Source organism: Sorangiineae bacterium MSr11367, from assembly GCA_037157805.1.
GTDB classification, from domain to species: Bacteria; Myxococcota_A; Polyangia; order Polyangiales; family Polyangiaceae; genus Pendulispora; species Pendulispora rubella.
In genome coordinates, this window is the sequence record CP089983.1 from 4434982 (window position 1) to 4454006 (window position 19025).

At 62.9% G+C, this 19025-nt stretch carries 14 protein-coding genes; 5 read left to right on the top strand and 9 right to left on the bottom strand.

From position 1 onward, the window contains the following. Window positions 1–1326 carry a BamA/TamA family outer membrane protein gene (locus LVJ94_17750; GenBank protein ID WXB09065.1) on the bottom strand — a complete coding sequence of 442 codons (1326 nt, stop codon included), beginning with the start codon at window positions 1324–1326 and terminating at the stop codon, window positions 1–3. A gap of 100 nt (window positions 1327–1426) precedes the next feature. Here LVJ94_17750 and LVJ94_17755 point away from each other — a divergent pair, with 100 nt between their 5' ends. Both LVJ94_17755 and LVJ94_17760 read left to right on the top strand, forming a co-directional pair. Further along, window positions 1427–2122 (top strand): hypothetical protein, encoded by a 696-nt coding sequence (locus LVJ94_17755; protein WXB09066.1) that lies wholly within the window; start codon window positions 1427–1429, stop codon window positions 2120–2122. Continuing rightward, window positions 2119–3342, top strand: coding sequence for an alcohol dehydrogenase catalytic domain-containing protein (locus LVJ94_17760; protein ID WXB09067.1), 1224 nt, complete (start codon window positions 2119–2121; stop codon window positions 3340–3342). Before LVJ94_17755 ends, LVJ94_17760 begins: the two co-directional genes overlap by 4 nt. Here LVJ94_17760 and LVJ94_17765 read toward each other — a convergent pair. Continuing rightward, window positions 3317–4309, bottom strand: coding sequence for an NAD-dependent epimerase/dehydratase family protein (locus LVJ94_17765; protein WXB09068.1), 993 nt, complete (start codon window positions 4307–4309; stop codon window positions 3317–3319). The genes LVJ94_17760 and LVJ94_17765 overlap by 26 nt on opposite strands. Window positions 4310–4404: 95 nt before the next feature. Here LVJ94_17765 and hpnR point away from each other — a divergent pair, with 95 nt between their 5' ends. Next, the gene (gene hpnR, locus LVJ94_17770) at window positions 4405–5922 is read left to right on the top strand and encodes a hopanoid C-3 methylase HpnR (protein ID WXB09069.1); all 1518 of its coding nucleotides are present in this window, start codon (window positions 4405–4407) and stop codon (window positions 5920–5922) included. A 708-nt stretch (window positions 5923–6630) separates the two neighbouring features. Then, complete coding sequence (locus tag LVJ94_17775; GenBank protein ID WXB09070.1) at window positions 6631–8715, top strand: hypothetical protein; 2085 nt, start codon at window positions 6631–6633, stop codon at window positions 8713–8715. Between the two features lie 30 nt (window positions 8716–8745). Here the strand turns inward: LVJ94_17775 and LVJ94_17780 are convergent, their stop codons facing one another. The 7 genes from LVJ94_17780 to LVJ94_17810 all read right to left on the bottom strand — a co-directional run bounded on the left by LVJ94_17780 (window position 8746) and on the right by LVJ94_17810 (window position 17290). Further along, window positions 8746–10233 carry an FG-GAP-like repeat-containing protein gene (locus tag LVJ94_17780; GenBank protein ID WXB09071.1) on the bottom strand — a complete coding sequence of 496 codons (1488 nt, stop codon included), beginning with the start codon at window positions 10231–10233 and terminating at the stop codon, window positions 8746–8748. A gap of 103 nt (window positions 10234–10336) precedes the next feature. Beyond that, window positions 10337–11767: a hypothetical protein gene (locus LVJ94_17785; protein ID WXB09072.1), complete on the bottom strand. Its 1431-nt coding sequence runs from the start codon at window positions 11765–11767 to the stop codon at window positions 10337–10339. A 117-nt stretch (window positions 11768–11884) separates the two neighbouring features. Beyond that, window positions 11885–14842, bottom strand: a complete 2958-nt coding sequence (locus LVJ94_17790; GenBank protein WXB09073.1) for a TonB-dependent receptor — start codon at window positions 14840–14842, stop codon at window positions 11885–11887. Next, window positions 14842–15282, bottom strand: a complete 441-nt coding sequence (locus tag LVJ94_17795) for a biopolymer transporter ExbD (GenBank protein ID WXB09074.1) — start codon at window positions 15280–15282, stop codon at window positions 14842–14844. Before LVJ94_17795 ends, LVJ94_17790 begins: the two co-directional genes overlap by 1 nt. 3 nt (window positions 15283–15285) lie before the next feature. Continuing rightward, the gene (locus tag LVJ94_17800) at window positions 15286–15795 is read right to left on the bottom strand and encodes a biopolymer transporter ExbD (protein WXB09075.1); all 510 of its coding nucleotides are present in this window, start codon (window positions 15793–15795) and stop codon (window positions 15286–15288) included. A 9-nt stretch (window positions 15796–15804) separates the two neighbouring features. Beyond that, window positions 15805–16536, bottom strand: a complete 732-nt coding sequence (locus LVJ94_17805) for a MotA/TolQ/ExbB proton channel family protein (GenBank protein WXB09076.1) — start codon at window positions 16534–16536, stop codon at window positions 15805–15807. A 10-nt stretch (window positions 16537–16546) separates the two neighbouring features. Further along, on the bottom strand, window positions 16547–17290 hold the full coding sequence (locus LVJ94_17810; protein WXB09077.1) for a TonB family protein: 744 nt from the start codon (window positions 17288–17290) through the stop codon (window positions 16547–16549). Between the two features lie 263 nt (window positions 17291–17553). On the opposite strand from LVJ94_17810, the gene LVJ94_17815 reads away from it, so the two are divergent. Further along, complete coding sequence (locus LVJ94_17815; GenBank protein ID WXB09078.1) at window positions 17554–18942, top strand: ATP-binding protein; 1389 nt, start codon at window positions 17554–17556, stop codon at window positions 18940–18942. Window positions 18943–19025 lie beyond the last annotated feature (83 nt).

A 19025-nucleotide genomic window follows, 5' to 3' on the forward strand; every position in this document is an offset into this window, starting at 1 on the left:
TTAGAACGTGAGCCCGTTGGCGATGTAATAGGAGAGAGGAAACCCGTTACGCGGATGGTCGCTGGGTGAGTACGCCATCTCGACGCGAAAGACGCTCGTACGATCCCATTGAAAGAAGAATCCCCCGCCCACGCCGTAGTGGATGCCCGGCGTTTTGCCATCGGATGCGGACGAGTTGATGTCGTTCCAGACCCGGCCCAGGTCGAGGAAGGCCGTGTTTCCGACTTGGAGCTTCCATCGTAGAACGCGAAAGCGCGGTATCAGCGTGCTGCGTAGCTCGTAATTGGCCATCATTTTGACGTGGCCGGCATACCGCGCACCGGGAACGCCACGGACGCCGCGATCGCCTCCGACCATGGCCTGCGGAAGAAACGCGTTGCCTTGCGCCAGATCGTAAAAGGGCACCCGGCCGAATTGGTAGCTTGCCACCACCCGGTTGAAAAACGTCAGCTTGTTCCCAAGTGGGATGAACGACGAGAGCGACGCGAAGGTCTCGCCATAGGCCACCCGCTCCGCGCTGCCCACCGTACCGCCGATACCGGCTTGGTAATAAACGCCTCGATGGGGCGCGAATTCGTTGTCGCGCGTATCGACGATGAAGCCGGTGGCGAGGGTGGTCAGAAACGCGGGCTCCGTTCCTGGGATCCCGGCGTGCGCCGCGTCGTACTGAATCTTCGAGCCCTCGTAGATCGAGGGAAACTCGTACCGAAGGTTCGTTGAAAAGGCGGCGTCGAACGGCGTACCCGTCTTCACACGGACGACCGAGCGCAGGCGAACTTGCTCGGAGGTGAACTGGCCCTGTCGTGCGCGGTCCGGCCCCGGAGGAAGGCCTTCCAGCGTGCTGGCGTTGCCGAGTCCGTTCCATCGGGCGATGACGTTGCGCCCGAAGTTCACGATGGTGTTGATGCGGACGCGCCCGCCGAAGAGCCCGGGAACGTCGAGGCGAAGGGCGTGGAACTGTTGGACCGTCCGGAAGTGGCCGTCCTCGTCTTTGAAGCTCGTGATGAACACGCCGCCGAGGAGCCATTTGTAGGGCTTCGCGTCGTCGTAAAACCGTACGATCCCGAAGGCAACACCGAGCTCCAGGCCGACGTCGCTATTTCCTCCGATGTTCGGCACCGGGAGAAACTCCCAGCGGCGGGGATCCTCCTTCGAGGCTTCCCAGTCCTTCGCAGCCTTCCCGCTCTTCTCCTCCTCGGCATGAGCCTCCGCAGCGTTTGCGAAAAGGACGAAAAAACAGGCAAGCGATTTCAGCCCCGCGAGCAGGGGTTTCCAGGTAACGCGGGCAAGCGGAGTGCGACGGGGCGTCAACGGCGAAGTGATCATTCGATGTCGGACTGAAACTCTGCTTATAGGGCGACGAGGGGCTTCGGGAGGTCTTTTTTGACGCTTGTCGTCGGGCGCCGAGGGGCCTAGGGTTGCAGGAATGGACATACGCCGTGGCGTCATCGGGACGCTTGCGGGCCTCTTCGTCGGCGTCTTGGGCATCGCATCTTCGCCGGCGCCGGCAGTAGCCGACGACAAGCCTGACGCCGCAGCCTGTGAGGCGTGGCAGATCGAATACGTGGTGAACGCGACCGTCATCATCAGCGACACCCCCATGGGCGCGGGCGATGGCAAGTACCCGAATGGCCCGGGCAAGGTGGTGCTTCGCTTCGACAACCGCGGCGGGCAGCCTGGTGGGAACGTCAAGTTGATCGGCTACGAGATGAAGGACAACTTCACCGTCGTGAGCCACGCCCTCATGTGGGAAGCCCGCGTGACCGCCGACACGATCAGCCGCACCACGCCAGACAAATGCGGCAGCTCGGCAGAGGGCACCTTGGACGGGCGCACCCTCCGCTGGGGCACGTGGCGCGGAATGCGCAGCGATGGCAGCATCATTTGCCAAGGGGGACTCTGCGGCAAGTTCGGGGCCCCGCCATCGGGTCGCAGCGACATGCACGTGCCTCCGCATGCGGCCCAGTTCAAGCCGTTCGTCTACGCGGCGGATTTCCAGACGTTCACCATGAATCCGTCGGTCGCGTCGCAGAACTCTTCACCGAGTCAGATCTCGAGCATCTCGCTCGCCGGACGTGAGGTGCGGCGCACCTGCGTGCCTGCGCCGGTCTGCAAACCGTGAAGGCGCTCACCTTCGACTTGCACCTGCCGCGGCTCGCGTGGGCGCGTGCGCTCGGCTCGATCGCCGCGCAAGGTTACCTGAATGGGCTCGGTCCGGTGCGCCTCGCCGAGGTGCCCGACGCACGCGTGCTCGGTGATCATTGGGTCGTCGTGGAGACGAAGGCATGTGGCATCTGCGGCAGCGACGTCAAGCAAGTCTTCATGGACGCGGCCGTCGACAACCCGCTCACCGCCGTCATCTCCTTTCCCCACGTCATGGGGCACGAGCACGTGGGCACCGTCGTCGATGCTGGCCGTGCCGTCACGCGCGTGAAGCGCGGCGATCGCGTGGCGTGCTCTCCCTGGTTCAGTTGCGCGGTGCGCGGCCTGCCCGAATGCGACGCCTGCCAGCGCGGGCACATCGCGCTCTGCGAAAGCTTCACCGAGGGGACCTTCGCACCGGGAATGCACGCAGGCACCTGCCGCGACATCTCCGGCGGCTTCGCCCCGCTCGTGCCGGTGCACGAGTCGGCGTGCTTCAAGATCCCCGACGGTGTCCCCTTTTCCACCGCGGTTCTCGCGGATCCTTTCGCCGTGGCACTCCACGCCGTGCTCAAGTCGCCGCCGGAGCCCGGCGAGACGGTGCTCGTCTACGGATGCGGAGGGCTCGGCGTACTGGTGATCCATATCCTCGCGCGGCTTTTTCCCCGGGCGCGCGTCTTCGCCGTCGATCCGCGCCCGCATGCGCGTGCGCTGGCCGAGCAGCTCGGTGCCGCCTCGACGTTCTCCGCCCGCGGTGCGGAGCTCATCGAAGCCATGGCCCAGGCAACGGACGCCCGCGTGCGCCGCCCGCAATTTGCGCTCCCATGGCTGCACAAGGGCGTGGATCGCGTCTACGACACGGTGGGCTCGGCGGCCACGCTCGAGACGGCGGTGCGCATGATGAAGCCGCTCGGAAGCCTGGTGCTCGTCGGCGTCGCCACCCCGGCGCGTTTCGAATGGACACCGCTCTATTTCAAAGAGCTCCAGGTCATGGGTTCGAGCGGCTACGGGCTCGAAGACTTCGCAGGGCGGCGGGCCCACGCCTTCGAGCATTTTTTCGGCCTTCTCGAGCGAGGCGAGCTCGCTCTGGACATGGTCGTCACGCACCGCTTTCCGTTGGCGGACTACAAGGACGCGTTCTTGACCGCGCGATCGAAGGGGGCTTCGCCGTCGATCAAAGTGGTCTTCGACTTCGGGTGAGCGCGGACAGCTCCTCCATGGCGCTGGAAAAGGAGTAGCGCGGCGTCCAGCCGAGCTGCTCACGGATCTTGCGGATCGACATTTCGCTCTGCGTGGTCACCATGTCGATCGCCGTGTGCGTGAGGAGCGGGCGCGTCGCGGTGCGACGAAAGCGCGCCATCGCCTCGAACGACGAGGCCATCGTGCGCGCCACGGGAAGCGGAATGGACCGCCGCACGGGCCCGCGTCCGGCGATCGCGGCCACCGCGTTGAAGTAGTCGCGGAAGGAGATGGATTCGCCATCGCCCACGATGAAGGCTTCGCCCAGCGCGGCCGGGTGCTCGGCGGCGAGCAACGTCGCGTCGATCAGGTTCTCGATGTAACACGGGTGGCAGGTGCCGCTGCCCCCGCCCAAGAGGAACATCTTGCCCTGCTGGATCATCGACAGAGGCTCCTCGAGCCATGTCCCCCGCAGGCCGTACACCACGGCGGGCCGCAGGATGGTGACGGGCAACCCCGCCTCGGCAGCCCGGTGTGCGACGGCCTCGCCGCTTGCTTTGGTCAGCGAGTAGCCATCCCGCGCCAGGCCATCCAGCGGTGTCGCATCATCGAAGTATTTCGGTGATGGCGTCCCAAAGGCCGCGATCGAGCTGAAATGCACGACGCGCTCCACACCGGCTGCATGCGCGGCGCGGTACAGCGCTTCCGTGCCGCGCACGTTGGTCGCTGCAAACTCGTCCGGCGTCCCCCAGTCCGAGACGTGCCCCGCGCAATGAAACACGCGCGCAGCCCCCGCCACGGCCGCGGTGAGGGAGTCTTCGTCGCGCAGATCGCCGCGCGCAATTTGCGCGTCCTTGGCCACCGCAGCCGTGAGCTTCGTTTCGCTCCCCGGACGGCAGAGCACCCGCACCTGCCGCCCATGACGGAGCAGCCGCTCGGCAAGGTACCCTCCGATGAAACCGGTCGCGCCCGTTACTAGATCGATCATCGCACTTTCCGAATTTGTCAAAGCCCCCAAACACGAGGACACCACGCGCGGACGACCATCGAATACCATCGACTGCGAACGACCGGAGAGAATCCATGAAGGTCCTGTGTGTTCACCCGAGTGGTCTCATGTACACGGAGATTTTCCTGCGGCTCGAGCCCCTGGGGGTCGAGCTCGTGGCAGCCTCGGTTCGTCGGGCCGGGCACGACACGCGCCTGCTCGATCTGCAGGCGGCCACGCATCGCGATTTCTTCCGCATCCTCGACGACTTCCGCCCCGACGCGGTGCTCTTCGGGATGAACTACCTGGCCAACATCCCCGAGGTCATCGACCTCTGCAAGGCCACGAAGGCGCGCCTTCCGCGCACACTCACCTGTGTGGGCGGGCATAGTGCCTCCTTCACCGCGCGGGAGCTCCTCGAGCATGCGGCGGGCGGTATCGATTGCGTGGTGCGCGGGGAAGGGGAGGAAGCCGCGCCGCGCGTGCTGGACGCCTGGCGCGACGACCCGAAGAGTCTGCATCGGCTCGACGGCGTGATGACCCTCGACGGTGAGGGGCCGCCACCCAAGCAGATCCACTCGCTCGACGATCTGCGCCCCGCGCGCGATTTGCTTCCCCATCGGAAAAAGTACTTCATCGGAGTGCTGGATCCGGCCGCGTCCATCGAGTTCTCGCGCGGCTGTCCGTGGGACTGCTCCTTTTGCAGCGCCTGGACCTTTTACGGACGAAGCTACCGCAAAGTGGCCCCCGAGCTGTGCGCCGAAGATCTCGCGAGCATCCGCGAGGAGGGCGTGTTCATCGTCGACGACGTGGCGTTCATCCAGGCCGAGCACGGGAACGCCATCGCCGACGCCATCGAGCGCCGCGGACTCAAAAAGCGCTACTACTTGGAGACCCGCGGCGACGTGCTCTTGCGCAACAAGGAGCTCTTCGTTCGATGGAAGAAGCTCGGCCTCGAGTACATGTTTCTCGGCCTCGAGGCCATCGACGCGGAAGGCCTCAAAGCCTTTCGAAAGCGCGTTCCATTGGGCAAAAACTTCGAGGCCCTGGAATATGCCCGCTCGCTCGGCATCATGGTGGCGGTGAACATCATCGCCGACCCCGATTGGGACGAAGCGCGTTTTCGAGTGATCCGCGAGTGGGCCCTGTCGGTGCCCGAAATCGTGAACATCAGCGTGAATACCCCTTATCCGGGTACGGAGACGTTCCTCACCGATGCCCGAGAATTCACCACACGCGACTACCGCCTTTTCGACATTCAACACGCCGTGCTCCCGACGAAGCTGCCGCTCGCCCGTTTTTACGAGGAACTCGTGAAAACGCAGCAAGTGCTCAACAAGAAGCACCTCGGCGTGGCCGCCCTCAAGGCCACGGCGGCCATCTCCGCACGCCTCTTGCTTCAGGGCCAAACGAACTTCGTCAAAATGCTCTGGAAGTTCAATTCCGTTTACGATCCAAGGCGCCAACTCGCCGACCACGCGCAACCGGTCAAATACGAAATGAAGCTGCCCGTGGTGTCGCCCACGAAAAAGGTCGACCCGCGGAAGCTTTACGTGCTCCCGCCCAACAGCAAGGCAGCCCAAGCGAACGCTTTGATCACACGCGAGACGTAGTTTGGAGCGCTTGGCTCCGGAGAGGCGGCACCACGCCTCCATCGAGATCTCGCCGGCCGAGCGGCGCCACACACCGACGACTTCCCCATTCACGAGCAAAGCGCCCGGCCACACGCGCGACGTCCACAGTCCTGCTCGTCGCTTGGCGTTGGGCACGAGGAGCTCGCGATCGGCTCCCCACAGGAGATAATACGCATCGCCACTGGGCAGGAGTCGCGCCGGGGCGGCAGGCCTCGATGGCGCCCGGAACGCGGGCTCGTCGTCGGCGAGGATCCATGCCTCGCCAATCGGTGTGCGCACTGGCGTCAACGTACGACCGAGCGCCTCGACCGCGGAGCGCGCAGCCACCGGCGGAATCCCGGCCCAGCCCGCGAAGGAGGGGGCCCCAAAGTTGAACGAGCGATCGATGCTCCCAAGCCGTCGGACCGGTACCGTCGACCCGCGCATGGATCGACAGCAGCGCGGCCCGCGGCATGGAGTCCTGCAACCCGCCCCATGCCGCACGGCGGAGCGACTCCGCCCGCATGGGTAGGCGTTCGTCGAGCGAACCGGCGTGTCGCCTGAACGCGAGAATCTGCGACCGCGAGAGCTCGAGCCGAGAATGCACGGTCTCGAGCGTAAGGGCCATGCCCCATATCGAGCAACCCGGTGTACGTTGATTGGGGCCCGCACCGCCGGCACGTGCTAACCCAGCGAGAGGAGCAAACCATGCACCAATCCATGCATCCTCGCCCGCTCGGCCCCTTCGCGTGCGTCCTCCTTTCCACGCTGGCCGCCGCGTGTACGAGCCACGGCGACCAGCCCCCCGTGGGGAGCCTGCCAGGATACGTCGACGACATCGAGGTCGTCTCCGTCACCGACGCGTACGGCGGCGAGTCCTTCGGCACCGCGGGCCCGTACGAGGTGGTGAGCGGCATCGTCCATGGCAAGTTGCTTCCTGCGCATCCGGCCAACGCCGGCATCGTGGACTTGGACCGTGCTCCGGTAGGAAGTGACGGCTACGTCTCGTACACGACGGATTTCGTCATCCTGCGGCCGAAAAACGCCGTTTCGGCGGTCCCGATTCTCTTTTACGACGTGGCCAACCGCGGCTCCATGCTGGGCCTCCAGGCCCTCGATGCCACGGGCAACTCACTGGCCGCCGGTCGGCAAGGCAATGGCTTTCTCTTGCGTCGGGGCTACACACTGGTGTGGAGCGGTTGGCAGGGCGACATCGTTCAATCGGATTCCCCGGTATCGTCGGGGCAGACCGTCGCCCCCATTGGCACGCGATTTCCCATCGCCACCAACGCGGAGGGGCCCATCATCGGAACCAGCCGCGAGGAATTCGTCTTCGACAACACGACGAACCCCATCACGTTCACCCTCAGCTATCCGGCATCGACGCTCGATCCCTCCCAGGTGATTTTCAACGTGCGCTCCACATGGCGAACCCCCAGCGGCATGACCTGGGATTCGCCCTCGCAGCCGATTCCGTCCTCGAGTTGGCAGTACGTCGACGACCGGCACGTGAAGCTCCAACGCCCGAGCGATGCTGACGCCGGCGCGATCTATTCCTTCGTATACCCCGCCAAAGATCCCATCGTCATGGGCATCGGCTTCGCGGCCGTACGCGATTTCGTATCGTTCTTGCGAAACGACAAGGCCGACGCCCAGGGCCACCCAAGCCCCGTCGCCGATTTGAATTATCGCCTCGCGATCGGCGAAGGTATCTCCCAATCAGGCCGATTCCTGCGCGATTTTACCTGGCAAGGCTTCAACGACGATGCGCGTGGCCACAAGGTGTTCGACGGAATCATTCCGTTCATCGGCGGTGGCCGCAAGGCATTCGTCAATGCACGTTGGGCACAGCCGGGGCGCTCGTCGAGGGAACACGAGGACCATTTCCAGCCGGGCGATCAATTCCCATTTGCCTACGCCACGACCACCGATCCGCTCACCGGCAAGACCGACGGACTCTTGGCCAAGTGCACTGCGACGGGCAGCTGCCCGAAGGTCCTCCAGCTCGATGGCAGCTACGAATTCTGGGGCGGCCGAGCCTCCCTCAACGTGACCGACGGTGCAGGCTACGACATCCCCATTCCGGAAAACGTGCGCCTGTACCTCTCGTCGGCCACGCAACACGGCGGCGGCAACGGCGCAGGCACACAGACCGCGCTCACGGCCTGCCAATTCAAGTCGAACCCCGTGAATCAATCGGCCATGGACCGCGCCATCGTCGACCGCATGGAGCACTGGCTCGCGGCGGGCGATCCGCCGCCGCCGTCGAATTATCCGACCATCGCCGCGGGGACACTCGCCCTGCCGGAGTCGCGCACCCAAGTAGGCTTTCCCGATTTGACCTCGGTAGGGCTGACGTACACGGGGATCCACAACGCGATCCACGTCACCAACTATTCGAACGCCGTCCCCGTCGCCGACACGAGCAAAGACTACGAGATACGCGTCCCCACGACCGACACCGATGGCAACGACTTCCCCGGATTCCGCGTCCCCGACGTCAGCGTCCCCCTGGCCACGTACCTACCGTGGAACTTGCGAAAAGAGGGATACGCCCCCGGCGAATTGTGCGGATTCAGCGGCGGCATCCTCCCATTCTCGACCACCGCCACCGAGCGACAATCCAAAGCCGACCCGCGCCCCGCCTTGCTGGAGCGCTACGCCGACAAAGCCGACTACGTGGACCGAGTCCACGCGGCCGCCACCGCCGCGGCGGGGCAGGGCTTTCTGCTGGAGGAGGATGTGAACCTTTTCGTCGAGAGAGCGCAAGCGGTGACCGTGTTTCCGCGGTGAGTCGACCGTCTCGATTTGCCCCGCCATGCATCATGGCACACACCCCGAGTTCAGCAAAATACTCAATTGCCCCGGCGAAGTATCGCGATCCGACGTGATTGCTACATCCAGTTTCCCATCGCCGTTGAAGTCGGCCGTTGCGGCAGCGGTCTCGTAATTGTCATGATAGTTGCCGTGGGGAAGTGGGATCGGCTCGGAGAAGGCGCCCTTGCCGTTTCCTATCAGAAGGTGTTCGGGGCCCAGCACGTCGGCTTTGCCATCACCGTCGAAATCACCGGTCGTCACGAAGGAACGGGGAAAGTTTGGCTGGCGCGAGGAGCTCAACGTCGTACCGGAGCGTTCACCCTTCAATAGATTCGACGTGTCGTATTCTACGGCTATTGCGATATCCGTGTCGCCGTCGCCTTCGAAATCGGCGGTTGCAACGAATCGGAAATCCTCCCCATCGGTAATCGGGTAGTAGGGGCCATCGAACTTGCCTTCCGAACGCCCGTAGAGCACGGCCACGGAGTCGTGGGTCGCGGCGGCGAGGTCGGTTGCCCCATCCTTGTTGAAGTCGCCGGACGCGAGGCTCATGGCTAGGCCATAAACGATATACTCCGTGGGGGGCGAGAATTTGCCATATCCAACCCCGAGCAAGACGCTTACGGTACTCCTGCTAGTACCGCTATGGATCGCGAGGTCGATGCGGCCGTCATGGTTCAAATCGGTGGCGACGACTGCCGCGGGATAAGCGGACACGTTGAAGTACTCGTTCGCGAATGTGCCGTCACCCTTGCCGGTGAGAAGGTTGACGGAGCCCGAGACTTCGTTCACCACGACCAGGTCCGGATTCCCGTCGGATGTGAAGTCTGCGGTCACGATCGCGACGGGGCCGCCTCTGGTAATGTAGGTGTTCCCCTCGATGAATGTACCGTCTCCATTCCCAAGAAGGATGCGTACCTCATCGATATTCTTGCTTACAACGGCAAGGTCGGTTTTTCGGTCGCCGTTGAAGTCGGCCGCGGCGAGTGCTCGCGGCGCGTGTAGAGCATCGCTCATTGCGACACTGGGGGCGAGGAACGAGAACTTCCCGCGGCAGGGATCGAATGTCGCTGTGGATTTCAGAGCATATTGTGCGAACGTCGCGCTCACGGTCTTGGTCTCGGCCATCGTCGATGCAAGGGTGGCGCTGAATGTCCCCGCCTTATCCGTTTCTCCGGCGGCCGAACTGAGCCTATTCCCGTTTCCCGACACGCTCAGATCCACGTGCACGCCCGGCGCCGGACTTAGGTCGCCCCGTCGTAACGTCACGATGATCTTGGCCGACGCTACGCCATCGGCGACAACGCTCGAAGGCTCGAACACGACGGATGAATGCAATGGATCAACCCGATCATCGACAATGATTCCCCGATCTGGGCCGGCGTCGCGGACGGGAGCGCCATCATCGCTTGAACTGCCGCAAGCAAAGCCCAGAACCGTAACGAGTGCCACGCTCGTTGCAATGAGAGTCGTTGACGTTCCTGCAGCATCCATCGAAAGAGATCCTCGCGAGACGACCACTTGAAATGAAAACGAGGGCCAGGCGCTTCGGCCTGACCCTCATTTCACAATCCTGGAGAAAGTGCGAAGAAACTTCTCAGTTAGCCTTCCATTGGATCCAGTTGCCCGTGGTCGCCCAGTTGTCGTTCGCATCCTTGAACGCACCGATGTACGTGGCATTCGGATCGAAAAAGCCGTCGTTCGGCGGGGTCGCCGCATTCGTGGTAAGCGACGTGGCCGGGCCGAAGCTCGGCGCCGCAGCGTTGAAGCAACCGGAGATGCCCGGATCCGACCAGGAGTTCTTGAAGGTGCCCGTCTTGAACCAATTGAGTTCGTCGACGTTTCCGTCGTTGTCTTTGTCCGGGGCGACGCTTCCCGTCTCCGGGTACGCAATCCCATCCACGACACCGCGGTTCGTGCTCCCAAAGAACAGACTGCTCTTCACCTCGAGGGAGCCGGCGGTCGCATTGGTCCCGGTCACCACGTCGCGAATATCGATTCCTGACTCGAAGCCCATAGCCAACGTATTGAAGATATGGCCCTTCGTGTTGCGGCGAAGGAGCATTCCGAATTGCGCCTTGGGCTGGTCGCTATTCTGACCACATAGAGTCACGTTGTAAATCGTGGGCTCGGAGACAGGCTCGTTGCTGTTCGCGGGATTGTCGTTGTCGGCCTCGAATCCGTTCATTTCCTCGCCCGTATTCGGATCCTGCTGCAGCACGAAAAATTGCAGCTTGCCCGTCCAGCCGAGGTCCCAGTCGATCCCGTCGTCCTGGTTGTACTGGCACGCGAGGTACTTTGCGTTCACGGTGCCGCCGAAGAACTCGAAGCAATCGTCCTTCGTGTGACGAATCTGGACGTGATCAATCGTCGTGCCACGGCCAACGCCGGCCATCGTGAGGCCATTGACCTCATTGTCGGGGCTGAGCTCGATGCCGCTGTACTCGATGCGAACGTAACGGAATGTGCCGCTCGACTCGTCATCGTTTTGACCGCCGAAGGTTCCTCCCTGATCGAGACCGTCGACGCGGTGCACGCCCCGGTTGACCCTTGCGTTCCCGAGGATGATGACACCGCCCCAGTCGCCGGCCTTGCGGGCCCCTTCGGGGAGTTGACTCGTGAACAGGATCGGCTCATTGGCCGTGCCTTCCGCCATGATCTTGCCGCCGGGCTGGATCACGAGGATACCCTTGCTTGCATTCTCGCCTTTGATCGTGGTGCCCTTTTCGATGGTGAGCGTAGCGCCATTGCGCACGAAGACGACGCCCTTCAGAAGCCAGAATTTGTCGGCCGTGAGGGTCGTATTCGTCGTCACCTCGCCGATCAGCTCAACGGTCGGCTTGGTGCCGCCGCCGTCGTTGCCATTGCCGGCATCCGGCCGGGGCGGCGTCGTGCCGCCGTTGTTGTTGTCGTCGCTGCTGCAGCCGCTGGCCACGGCCCCCAACGCGGAAAGCGATAGGGCCAAGAATCCCACGGCATACGAGGCTTTCGCCATTCGCGGAGCAAGGGAAAAGAAGCTGGATTTCATCGATAGTCTCCTTGGGCGGCAATTACGGCCACTGTGTGACGAGAAAAGTTCGGGTTCGCGAATTGTTGGCGAAACAGAGCGGTTCGAATGAGGTTTGCAATCCCCGCGGCGCGAGCGTCATTGCAGGTTTAGGGTTGCGCTGAGCCAAACGGAAGTTCCGAGCTTGTAGCGTTGCACCAACTCGTCGTGATCCTTGTGAAGGAAGCGGTATGGTGAATCGAGAATATTTTCGGCCGCTAGTTTGACATCCAGGTATTGGCCGATTCCCTGTGTGATCGACGCATCGAGTTGGCCGCGCGGTTGTTCGTAAATATCGGGTAGACCGTTCGAGCCTACTTCGGAGATGCGCTCGCCGAAAATATTGTAGAGGACGCGAACACGCGTTCGTGAGCTTTCGCGATTGTAGTCAACGGCAAAATTGATGATGTAGGGCGACTGCTGGGCGAGCGGACGAACGCTGCTCGTTTGAATGAGCAAAGGGTCGTCCGTTCTCAGCTCGACCCGCGAATGAACCAAGGTCAAATTGGACAGGACGCTGAAGTCTTGAAGCGCTTTGCTGATGAAACCCAACTGCTTGCGCGCCTCGAGCTCGATTCCGAAGTTGGTTGCACCACGGGCGTTGCGGAATGATTTGACGCCGCCCGCTTGCGAGATGATGACGGGCTCGATCGGATTGTCGAACGACTTGGCAAAAGCGCTTGCGGCGATGACATCTGCTTCGCCTGGAAACCATTCGTAGCGGACGTCGTAGTTCCAAATACGGGTGCGGTCGAGGTTGGGATTTCCCTGCACCTCTCGTGCGCCGAAATAGTCGGAAAAGGAGAATGGTGCCAGCTCTCGAAGTTGCGGTCTTGCCACGGTGCGCGAGACCGACAGCCGAAGATTCGACGATTCGGTCGCTTTGAAGACGAGATTGGCCGATGGCAGAAGATCGGTCTTTGCCAACTTGGAGCTCGCCGGCGCACCGGGAGCGAACGGGCTGAATGTATCGATCGTCTGCGAGGAGGCCTCCACGCGCTCGCCCACAATCACGCGAAATCGGTCACCGAACCAGAAATCCCCCATGAGGTAGCCGGCGTAAATATTGTGATCCGCCTTGTAGCCGTCCGTCGGGCGCGTGTATTCGGTGAGAAAGATCGCGGGCCCGACGTTGTCGTTCGTGAACAGTTGGTCGGGAGGCAAGAGGATCGTGTTCGGTACTTCGTTGGTCGGCTCGAAACGGAACCTGCGCGCCTCGAAGGAGCGATGCTTCCTGGTTATGAGCCCGCCGATCTTGAAGTTCTTGGTAGCCTTCGTTTCGCGCGTGATCGGTTGGGTGAGGTCGACTCCACCGCCGTAGGTGACTTCACTTTGCGTGGCATAGAAGTGAGACCCACTCAGTGTGCCCAAGAGCCAGCTACGGCCCCGTGTTGGGTCGTCCAGGTAAACCGTCTGACGCGTATTGGGCTCGTCGAGAGCCGCCCGCGAGACGCTGCCGTTCCACGCAATCTGAGTTCCCATCGTTTCGGGAAAACGGTGCTCGCCGCGCAGCTGTCCGAAGATGAGATCGCGCGCGATGAACCGGAGTCGCGTATCATAAATGGTCTGGAAATTGCGCTCGGCGTTGGGCCCATGGATCTCACGCCCCTCCTTCTCGGAGCCACGGCTGTAGAACCCCGTAAGCGTGAATCGATGATTTAGGCTAGGTGCATAGGAAAGCGTCGCCAGACCATTCCATGAGACCAAATCGAGCCCCGTGTTGGCGACGTAGTCGTTCTGGAGGGCGAGCTCAGGGGGGCTCGTCGCGTCCCGTCGCACGAGGTCGAATCGTCGGAGCGTCTCGTCGTTACGCCGCACGTATCGTCGAGAGTAGCCCGCGGCGACTTGATAGCCGAACGCCTGCTCCTTCTTCTTCCCGAACTTGAACGAATCACCGATGACGAGACTTAACGTACCGTTTGGAAGCGAGATCGGATCCGTCGTGGTCATACGCGAGTTGATGGCTCGGCCATACTCGGTGAGGTTCGGATTCAAGGTTTCGCCATCGGGGTTTACGCGCGAAACCGTGTAATTCGGGATGATCGAAGGTAGCTTGCGCCCTCCGTCGTCGATGCCGAGCCAATCCGTGCTTCCACCCTCGTGCGAGAGGCGGTGCTGAAACGTCGTCTGGGTATTGAACCCCAAGCCGAGGTTCGCCTGGAACTGAAATTTGGGAGGCAAATCGCGCGTGTGAATATTGACGGAGCCACCCGCAAAGTCGCCTGGCATGTCCGGCACGAACGTCTTCGAAACGGTGACGTCGGAGAGAACCAGCGTCGGGAAAATGTCGAGCGGGACGGCTTGCCGATCCGGCTCGGGGCTCGGTAGCGGTGCGCCGTTCAGGAGCGCATTCGAATACCGCTCGCCCAAACCGCGCACGAACAGATACCGACCCTCGACCAGCGTCACACCGACCACGCGTCGCGATGCGTCGGCCGCGTTCCTATCTGGCGTCTTCGCAATATCCTGCGCACCCACGCCATCGGACGCCGTCGCGGCGTTTCGCCGGATCTGAATCTGCGCCGCCGCGCTCGCGCGCTCGATGTCGGCCTCGATGGGCGAGAGCTCCTCGTGCGCCTCTTTGTCCGACTCCATCGCCACGTCGATGCGGCGCGTCTTGCCCGCAACGACGCGTACTCGCTTCAACCGGCGCGTCTGGTGCAGCTCGTACACCACGCGAAAATCGTAATCGCCCGGCGGAAGCTCGATGCGGTAGCGGCCGTCGACATCCGTCAACACGCGCTTGTTCTTCCCAAGCACGAAGACCTGGGCTTCGATCAGCGTATCCTTGGTATCGCGGTCGGAAATGACACCCCAAACGGCGCCCTTACCCTTGGGCGGAGGTCGCGCGGGATCCTCTTCCTTGAGCTCCTCGGCCCCTTCCTCCGCCGCCGCGTCCGCGGGAGCCGGCTCCGGCGTCTGCGTCGACGACGGCGGTTGCGCAGGAGTGGGTGCGTCTTGCGCCGAGGCAACACTGGGCACGAAAACCGTTGCCGACGACACAGCCGTGGCGAGCAGCAAATACACGTTTCCTGGGAAACGAGACGTAAGCGGCATTACTGCGCGACTTTCTCCGTAAGGATCGCGATCGCTTTTCCGCCTGCGCGGCGTGTGCGATCGAGGGTTTGCACGACGAGCGAATAAGGTGCGTCGTCGTCTGCATCGAAGTAAACGACTTTGTCGCTGCGGGCGGCGAGCATGCGGGGCAGCTTTTCCGCCAATTCATTGTCGTCAATCACGTCCCGATTGATGCGAATCGTGCCCGTTTTGTTGACGGTCAGCACGATGCGCGTGTCGTTTTCGGGCGGTGGTTGCTCTTTGTTATCGTCCTTCTTCGGAAGGTGGATTTTGAACTCCTTGTTCAGCAGAGGAGTCACCACCATGAAAATGATGAGAAGAACCAGAACGACGTCGACCAGCGGCGTGACGTTGATGGCCGGCGGTACGGGGCCCGCTCGTTTTGCCCCAGGCTTGCCGGCTTCGAGGGTAACGGCCATGGCTTATCTCCCGCTCCCCGCCGCGGCGAGGCGACCCACCACTTCGGGCGCCGCCTCGTTCGAGTCCGAGTTGCGGCTTTCCTTCGCCGGCTCGGCCTCTTCGGCCTCGTCCTCTTTGCCCTTCTTGCTCACCATCAGAGAACAGCCGCCGAAGCCGGTTTTCTCCACCAGGGCGAAGACGGCGCGCGCCTCGGCATAATTCAGGCTGGAGTCTCCCTTCAACACGACCCGGCGCTCCGCGTCTTTCTCGTGCAGCTCGTCGAGCTTTGCCGCGAGCGCGTCGCGCTCGACGGCGTCTTTCTCCAGGAAGATCTTGCCGCTTGCGGCAATGCTCACGGTGATGGGCTCTTGCTTCAGTTTGGACTTCGGGTCCGGCCGCACGATGGCGGGGAGCTCCACGCGCTCGCCGTGTTCGAGCGCGGGGGCGATGACCATGAAGATGATGAGGAGCACGAGAACGACGTCGACCAGCGGCGTCACGTTGATCTCGGGCTGCGGCATATGCTTGCTCATGGCGGCGCCTTACTCGGCAGCTTGCGCGTCGTTCTGTCGTGCGAACCGCCGCCCCGAGGCTTCGCGGTCCTGGTGCGTTTCCATCTCGTCGATCAACTCCCCGAGCGAGCGCTGAAGGGCCCCCTCCATGCGCGCAATCTTATTGCTCAGGAAATTGAAGATCATGACCGACGGAATGGCCACCATGAGGCCGAGCGCGGTTTCCACGAGGGCTTCGGCGATACCGCCCGACACCGCACCGAGACCGCCGGAGCCCGTCGAGGCAATGCCCTGGAAGGCGGTGATGATACCTACGACCGTACCGAGCAATCCGACGAAGGGGGAAATCGAACCAATCGTCGCCAGCATGCCCATGCCGCGCCGCAGATCCGCTCCGAGTTCCTCGGTTTGTCGGGCGCCTTCGCGTTTGGCCAATTCGATGGGCGTCAATCCCTCCGCCTCGTGCACACCGTCGATGCGTGCGCGGAGGTAACGCTTGACCGTGGCGCCGACCAGGCGCGAAAGCGGGGCTTGCGCGATCTCATCGGAAAGCACGACCAGCTTCTCGAACTCGCGCGCATTGAGCGCCGCGCCCGCCGCCGCCGCGAACCGCTGCGAAGCGCGCGTGCCGCGGAAAAGGGCAACCCATCGTTCGACCACGACGGTAATGGTGCAAAGTGCCATGACGAGCAAAACCGAAGTAACGATCTTGCTCATGAGGCCCATGCTGGCCCAGAGATGAATCGGGTTGAACGACATCATAGCAGTAACCTCAAGTCCTGAGTTTGAAAGGGATTTTCACAACGCGGTAAACGCGAATGGCGTGACCGTCCATGACGGCCGGTTGAAAGCGCCAAGTCTTCACGACCGCAAGCACCGTCTCGTCGAGCAGCGGATGCCCGCGCATAATCGTGATATCCGCCACGTCCCCCGTCTCCGTGACGACGAACTTGACGACGACCACCGTCTCGACGCCCTGCTTGCGCGCGGCCTCCGGATATTCCGGCATCGGCTTGTGGATCGCCTGCGGCGGGTCCACGTGCTCGGGCAGCTGAATCGGTGGGGGAGGCGGTGCCGGGGGCGCGGGCGGTGCCGTCGGTGCAACGGCCACGCCGCCGGAGCCCCGTCCACCGGCCTTGCCGTTCGGATCTCCGTTGGGGTCGCCGTCCCCGATGGGGATCTCGCTCTTGGCATTCTGCAGATCCGTCTCCGGGGGCTTCTCCTGCGGAATCACCGTAGGCGGCGTGATCGGGCTGGCCTTCTTCGCCCCCAGCGGTGCCGGCGATTTCACCCGTGGTGGGGGAGGGGGAGGAGGCGGCGGGGGTTTGGCCTCGGGCATCTTGGCCACGAGCTTCACGTCCACCTCTTCCTCTTGTTGGAGAGGCGCTATGGCCCCGAATGCAATCCCGACCGCAAGCAGGCCACCCAAGACCACGAGCCCTGCGCCCGCTCCAACGGCAAGGCGCCGTTTGCGTGCAGGATCGTGCTCCTGTTGGCCGAAAGATTCGAAGCCCATCGCTTGCGCCTGTTTAATGGCGCCCGGTGACGTTCGTGCGACATCAAGGCGACGAGTGTCAGGCGGTCCGATGACGGACTTCGGCACCTTCAACATACCCCAACGTCACAGCGCCACCTCTTACATCACGTTCAGAAGCGTCACGAAATGCACAGCGGGCTCTACGTTTGTTTCATCGAGCTACAAGTATCATGTACTACACGCAGCTTGTAGTTCATGTTCTTCGAAGTGCATGGGCCATGTACTCCATGTAAATTGTAGAGATGTCCCTCCTCGGCCGCACTCGAGAGCTCGAACGACTTCGCGCCGCGTGGAAGCTCGCCCAGCGTGGACGCTCTCAGTTCGCATTGGTTTGGGGAAAGCGGCGCGTGGGAAAGACATTCCTTCTCTCGCATTTCGTCCAAGGCCGGCGCGCCGTGTTCTTCGGTGCCACCGAGCAGTCCGAGTCCGTGGAGCTCGGACGCCTTCACGATGCGCTCCGCCAAAGCTTGGGCGATCACGTGGCCGATCGCACGGGGGGCTCGTTCGGCTCCTGGGAGGCCGCGCTCAAGTACTTCGCCGCCCTCGCCAAGGACGAACCACTGATGCTCGTCCTCGACGAGGTCCCCTATCTGCTCGCATCGACGCCGGCATTCGCCAGCATCGTTCAAGTCGTCTGGGATCACCTGCCTTCGAAGAGCAAGTTGATGCTCGTCCTCACCGGATCGGCCATTCGCGTCGTCGAAGATCTCATTGGTCCGGACGGCCCTCTGCGCGGCAGGCCCACGCTTCCTCTGCGGCTCGAGCCATTGGATCCGCTCGCAGCGCGTTCCTTCCTACCGCATCTCTCGCCGCCGGACTTCCTGCGCGCGTACGCGGCGTGCGGAGGCTATCCCTTGCACCTTCGCTCCTGGGATCGCGCGAAAAACGTCGAGCACAATCTGCTCACGCACGCCTACGATTCCGCGGGGCTTTTGACCCTCGACGCCGAAGCCATGCTCATCGAGCAGACGTCCGCCAGCGTCGGTTATGCGCGCATTCTCGCGGCCATCGGGCGTGGGCGGACACGCTATTCGGATATTGCGTCCGATGCGGGCCAGCGCGTCGAAATGCCACTGGAGCAACTCGTGCGTGCGGGGCTCGTGCGCAAAGTGCTGCCCGTCGGGGCGCCGAAGGGCGCGAAACCGAATTACGCCATCGACGACGTCTATTTGGATTTCTGGTTCTCGTGCATCTACGCAAACCGCTCGGAAATCGCCTCCGGTCAAGGCCGCGCCGTCTTGCAGCGGGTCGAGCCCATTTGGCAAAAGCACCTAGGCGCGGTCTTCGAAGACTTGGCCCGCCACCATGCGCGCCGCCTCGTCGAAAAGGGTGAACTCCCCGAGGACCTCGTCGTCGGGCGCTGGTGGTCCGTGCGCGGCCCGCAGTGCGAGGTCGACGTGCTCGGTTTGCAGGGAAGTCGCACCGCCCTCCTCGGCGAAGCCCGATGGCAGGAACGCCCGCTGGACATCGCCGATCGCGTGCGCCTCGAGCAGAAGCTCGCGTTGGTCCCCAGCCCCGTCGCCGAACCCGTCTACGCCTTTTGGGGGCGCGCAGGAGGCACGGCGGCCCTCAAGAAAACCGGCACGCTCGTCTTCGGGTTGAAAGAAATGCTCCAAAAAGCGCCCCCTTGACGCTGCCGGCGCGGAGGCTTTTGAAAGCTAGAAGCAGAGAGAATTGAACAGGAAGACGGGAAGACGGGAAGGACCGTCGGCGT

Bases quoted from the DNA above. Each gene is read 5' to 3' on its own strand.
- LVJ94_17750 (WXB09065.1), bottom strand. From the start codon at position 1,326: ATGATCACTTCGCCGTTGACGCCCCGTCGCACTCCGCTTGCCCGCGTT.
- LVJ94_17755 (WXB09066.1), top strand. From the start codon at position 1,427: ATGGACATACGCCGTGGCGTCATCGGGACGCTTGCGGGCCTCTTCGTC.
- LVJ94_17765 (WXB09068.1), bottom strand. From the start codon at position 4,309: ATGATCGATCTAGTAACGGGCGCGACCGGTTTCATCGGAGGGTACCTT.
- hpnR (WXB09069.1), top strand. From the start codon at position 4,405: ATGAAGGTCCTGTGTGTTCACCCGAGTGGTCTCATGTACACGGAGATT.
- LVJ94_17775 (WXB09070.1), top strand. From the start codon at position 6,631: ATGCACCAATCCATGCATCCTCGCCCGCTCGGCCCCTTCGCGTGCGTC.
- LVJ94_17780 (WXB09071.1), bottom strand. From the start codon at position 10,233: ATGGATGCTGCAGGAACGTCAACGACTCTCATTGCAACGAGCGTGGCA.
- LVJ94_17785 (WXB09072.1), bottom strand. From the start codon at position 11,767: ATGAAATCCAGCTTCTTTTCCCTTGCTCCGCGAATGGCGAAAGCCTCG.
- LVJ94_17790 (WXB09073.1), bottom strand. From the start codon at position 14,842: ATGCCGCTTACGTCTCGTTTCCCAGGAAACGTGTATTTGCTGCTCGCC.
- LVJ94_17795 (WXB09074.1), bottom strand. From the start codon at position 15,282: ATGGCCGTTACCCTCGAAGCCGGCAAGCCTGGGGCAAAACGAGCGGGC.
- LVJ94_17800 (WXB09075.1), bottom strand. From the start codon at position 15,795: ATGAGCAAGCATATGCCGCAGCCCGAGATCAACGTGACGCCGCTGGTC.
- LVJ94_17805 (WXB09076.1), bottom strand. From the start codon at position 16,536: ATGATGTCGTTCAACCCGATTCATCTCTGGGCCAGCATGGGCCTCATG.
- LVJ94_17810 (WXB09077.1), bottom strand. From the start codon at position 17,290: ATGGGCTTCGAATCTTTCGGCCAACAGGAGCACGATCCTGCACGCAAA.
- LVJ94_17815 (WXB09078.1), top strand. From the start codon at position 17,554: ATGTCCCTCCTCGGCCGCACTCGAGAGCTCGAACGACTTCGCGCCGCG.